Annotated in this window: 4 protein-coding genes; all 4 read right to left on the bottom strand. The window is 36.8% G+C overall.

Annotated features, from left to right (window positions below; translation table 11 throughout):
• Positions 1-705: 705 nt before the first annotated feature.
• Complete coding sequence (locus L990_RS16485; protein WP_047451719.1) at positions 706-1218, bottom strand: hypothetical protein; 513 nt, start codon at positions 1216-1218, stop codon at positions 706-708.
• Between the two features lie 184 nt (positions 1219-1402).
• Positions 1403-1897, bottom strand: a complete 495-nt coding sequence (locus tag L990_RS16480; RefSeq protein WP_047451718.1) for a DUF3592 domain-containing protein — start codon at positions 1895-1897, stop codon at positions 1403-1405.
• A gap of 156 nt (positions 1898-2053) precedes the next feature.
• Positions 2054-3910 (bottom strand): ATP-dependent nuclease, encoded by a 1857-nt coding sequence (locus L990_RS16475; RefSeq protein WP_047451716.1) that lies wholly within the window; start codon positions 3908-3910, stop codon positions 2054-2056.
• A 169-nt stretch (positions 3911-4079) separates the two neighbouring features.
• A complete protein-coding gene (locus tag L990_RS16470) occupies positions 4080-4520 on the bottom strand; it encodes a hypothetical protein (protein ID WP_047451713.1) in 441 nt (146 codons plus the stop codon).
• Positions 4521-4786: the final 266 nt, after the last annotated feature.

Genomic DNA, 4786 nt, shown 5'->3' with positions numbered 1-4786 from the left:
TTTGCGGCCTAAAATAGCTAATAAACCTTACCGTTGTTCGGTGTGTATTAACAAATCGCATAAAAAAGTAAATAAATGGGTAGGGCTAGCGGCTGCCAGGTGCGGGTGGCGGTAGGTGTCCGCATTTTAGGGGCGTACGGTAAGGGGCTCGGCAGCGGCAGCAAAGGGTGGCACCGAATGCTGTAGCCATTAAATATTACAATGGCGCGGCGCACGGTTGGCGGGTTATGGTGGCAGGCTAACAGGGCACCACGGCAGGAGGCTGTTAGCTACTTGCGGCTGGCCGCAAACTTCCTGCTGCATGCAGTGAACCATCTACTGCATGCAGTGAATTATCTGCTGCATGCAGCAGGAAGTATAAGGAAAGCCATTGGGTGCTAGCCGCAAAACGGGAATCGGCTGTAGAACAACCATAAAGCAGCACCACATAACTCCTTAAATGTAAAAGTAGCAGACGGCGTCGGCAACGTAGCTGGTTTTGCTAAGGATGCTGCAGCGGTGGTTGCTTACGGTATGGGTGTAATAAATAGGTGGTTGCCAAACCTACGTCTATAGACGGCTAAGCGTAAACAGAGGGCACATTCGTAATGGAGGCCAGAAGCGTTGCTAAATCAAGCGTAGCAAAGAACGCTATGCTGAGGCTACAGAACTTGAGCTTAGCACTATCACCCTTATTTTATATGTACATGTTTCGCTTAGTTGTCGTTATTTCAAAATATATAATCCAACTTTTTCCGCAATTTCTAATATTGGGGTTATTTTCATTTCATCTGTGTACCAAACAATATTTGTCCAATCCCACTCCTCATTATAAATAGCAGAATATTCAGGTAAAATTAAACTATACCTTCTACCACTTTGTGACCATAAATTATTAAAATCACATTTTTTTAGAAGGTCAGTATAGGTCAATGGTTTTTGAATAAAAAGTCTATGATTTCGTTTGTATTTCCAGAGATATATCTCTGTCGTCTCATACAAATCCACAATTACCTTTTCGAATTTCTCTCGACGTTTTATTAATTCATTCTTATCATCATCTATAAATATCAAGTTATCAGCTTCATTATTTGTTAACCAATGGTCAAAAACGCTTATGAAGATTTTCTTATAAATTCCATTTTCAATAAATGATTCATCTTCCTCTAAAACTTTTCTAAAGTCAGGGAGTTTTTCCTTTATTGATTTTAATTCCTTTTTTGAAATATTTGAAATCATATAATGCTGAAGTGTCTGTTTAAATTAAGCCCAACGTTTGGCGGTATGGGCATCAAGCGTTGCGGGCTTCCGTTCTCTCAGCCTGCACTGCGGCTGTTGCGGCACAGCAAGCTTCCGTTTACCACTTCACCCGCTTGTTGACTATACCGTGTGTTGGGCTTAGTTTTTTTTCATTTGGCTAAGCCTATCTCTGAAAAAAGTTAATGATTTCACTAAAGTTTTGATAGACCATTACACCCAAAAATATCGTTACTACTCCAAGAGTTGTAAATATGTATGAGCTAACGTATGTACCTTTGATAAGTATACTTTCATTTAAGCTATTAGGGTTATAGTAAACATCTACCTTATCACCTAATTTGAACTTATCAATAATATCTTCACTTCTCCATTTGCTGCTTGAATATAACTTGTCGCCAATATAAACTTGATTTGATTTCATCAAGTTACCAAAAGCCTTAAATTCATATTCAATATTTGCTCTATAATACTTTTCATTGGGACCAATGTTATCACTAATTCCTAATTCTGATTTAGTAATCAAACCATTCGTTTGTATCCAATTTCGTGTTTTCTTCGATTTTATTATTATCAGTACGTTGTAAATGCACATCCCTATTCCTACACAAACGAATATAAGAGAAATGATTAAATCAGTATACTTTGGTAGTGTTTCCATGCTATTTTATAATTAAGCCCAACGGTTGGCGGCTTTGCGTTGTGGGGGATTTTTAGTACTAAAGCTCAACCGAAGAACGAATGTTGAACCTTGCACAAATGTTTCTTCGAAGCACGTTGCCCCCATAACGCAAAACCGCTGTTATGCCCAGTTTTTCTATATGTCGAAGTTGTGAGCATTTGTCGTTTGGTTGAAATTTACTTCTATTGGAGTTCCTGTTAATGTTGCTTTAATCGCTATCTGACAAGTAAATGTTCGGTCTTCATTAATTGTCAACGATTGTAAATCTAAAATTTGGTTGTACAAAGTGTAATTAACTTTGGCATTTCTAGTAAGATCGTCAGCGTTGTTTACCTCCTTCTTAGCAATACTAGTCTGAACCTTATGAATCCATTCAAATATCTCAAACTTTATGTGTTTCTTGATTTCAATTTCAATAATTGGAACAGCCACCTTCAAAATAGCAACAAGATTTTCATAATTTGCTTCTATATCTGTTGAGCTTGCTTGAAGCAAATAGTCTCTTTCTGTGTGAAACCAAGTGTCCTTATTTGTGATATTTAAATAATCAATTGTAGATCGTGTGTAATAATGCTCTATTTCACCTTTAGGGAAGATGAATGTATTACAAGCTTTGAAGGCATTGAAAAGTTGATTATTTCGTCCTATTATTAAATTAAGAACTGCAATGTTCGGGGCATCTAAGAGAGTTCTTATGTCTACTGCGTATTTCGAAATGGCAAGCAACATTGAAACTCTCTTTGTATGTTCCTCTTCTGGAGTTAATGAACTTAGTTTTGTTTTTAATTCAACGAGGTGCGGTATTGTTGTTTCTTGCGTAAGTATTCTAGTAGCTATTGAACTTAGTTGTATTTCAATATCTCCAATCTCATTTGAAAGATTTGTTCCAATTCCTTGTTGCTGAACATAGTTTTGCGAACGCTCATCTTCACAAACAACTCTCCTCAATCTGCCTCTAAAGACTGCGTCTAAGTCAGCAATTATTCTGCAATTAATTTTTAGTGACTTACAAAGCTTGTAAAAAACAGCAAGTTCGTCTTTACCTCCAACATCAATGATACAAGAGCCTGAAGCACCAATATTTATTCCTATTTTCTCAAATAATATTGATATGATTTGTTGGTCAGTGTACCCCTCAACAAAAACTGGACTGGGTGAAAAGAAAAATTGTTTGTGGTGTGTATTAAATCTTGGTAAAAATTTCTTTAAAATAAATTGGTCATCAGCATCAAGTTCATTAACATATGTCGGAACTTTGTTCAAATGACAAACTAAAATATTTTTTAAGTCATCAATAGACTTGAGGTCGATGAAATACGGTGAATGAGTGATAATGAAAAATATTTTTTTGCTTGGGTCTTCAAGTGGATTTCCGGCAATTTTACGGATCTCTTGTAAAAAGAATGACTGAAATTGAGGATGGAGATGTAACTCTGGCTCGTCAAATATTATTACATTTTTTGCTGGATCATACAGGAATGTTAGCAAAGTAATAAGTTCCTTTAATCCATGACATTCACTTTCGGCAAGATTGTATTCATCTCCAGCTTTGATATTTTGCATCTTAGGCTTTAGATAGCCTCCTTCTTCAACCAATCTAATTGTTTTACCAAAAATGTCGGATAAGAGAGCCTCAATTTTTATTCTAATATCGAGTCTTTGTTTAAGGATAACTATTGCTGATGAGGATAAACCTGAATTTTCAGCACGGCTTTTATAATCTTCAAGATATGTGATGTCAAATCCACGATGTAATACTCCACCGCCATATCTGCCTACGTCTTGCTTTTCTAACCCCACAAGCCTCTCGGCATTCAAATACCGAGGCAGGTATCCTCCTCCATTAAATTTAGATTTTATTTGTTCTGCCAATAAGGATTTTCCAGTTCCATTGGCTCCGACTAAATAATTGATAAATCCCCATTCATTCTTTATAAAGTGTTCGTCACCCCATAAAAGTGGAATTGTAATGTCTACATTTTTAGTTATCATGTTGTCTTTCTAAAATTGGGCACAACGTTTGGCGGTATGGGCAACAAGCGCTTGCGGGCTTCCGTTCTCTCAGCCTGCAATGCGGCTGTTGCGGTGCTGTAAGCTTCCGCCTACCACTTCACCAGTTTGTTGACTATACCGTGTGTTGGGCGTTCGTTATTTTTTTTTATCACGCTAAAACATGTTTTATGGTAAGTTGATTATCAATTGAAAATTTTACAAAATACTCAAAATCAGTCATGTTTTTTGTGAATTGTTTTTCAATATTAAAATCTTTAGGATATTGTAATGATGCTCCATCGGTTGCTTTATGTATGAATTCAATTCCACCTTCTGAAAACTCTTTTTTAACCTCTTTGTAGAATTCCATTAACTCCTTAGATTCGTACTTTTTGATAGTTCTATTGAAATGTTTAGAAAAATTGCTAATAATGGGATTATTACTCCTGAAATTTAACATTACTTCGTATAATAAATCTTGTCCGAGATCAAACCTTAAAACTCTTTCACCTTTTGGATTAATCACAATTTCGTTGCTTGAATTCTCTGGGACGATTGGCTCAGGAGTTTGCTTTTTTAGTGTTTGTTCAAAAATCAAATAGAGTGACATATATCTCTAATTTAAAAGTTAGTAACTAATTCACTTATTTAGGACGACTCATAATGACGCCCAACATCTCAGTAATCGCAGCTAGCTGCGATTATTTCCACTATACCCATATATGCACTCCACACTGGGTACTTATGCAGCCTTTGGGCTGCAGCTGCGATTATCCTCCAAATAGGGGAAGTTATAGCAGCTTTTCCACTTCCCTACCCTATAGTGCAAGCCTGCGCTACCCGAACGGCAGCGCGTAAGAAGACGAACCAAGACAA

The organism is Alistipes sp. ZOR0009, from assembly GCF_000798815.1.
Taxonomy (GTDB): domain Bacteria; phylum Bacteroidota; class Bacteroidia; order Bacteroidales; family ZOR0009; genus Acetobacteroides.
This window is presented reverse-complemented; position numbering and strand designations above follow the sequence as displayed.

Excerpts from the sequence above, each read along its gene's own strand:
- L990_RS16475 (WP_047451716.1), bottom strand. The coding sequence starts at position 3,910 with ATGATAACTAAAAATGTAGACATTACAATTCCACTTTTATGGGGTGAC.
- L990_RS16480 (WP_047451718.1), bottom strand. The coding sequence starts at position 1,897 with ATGGAAACACTACCAAAGTATACTGATTTAATCATTTCTCTTATATTC.
- L990_RS16485 (WP_047451719.1), bottom strand. The coding sequence starts at position 1,218 with ATGATTTCAAATATTTCAAAAAAGGAATTAAAATCAATAAAGGAAAAA.
- L990_RS16470 (WP_047451713.1), bottom strand. The coding sequence starts at position 4,520 with ATGTCACTCTATTTGATTTTTGAACAAACACTAAAAAAGCAAACTCCT.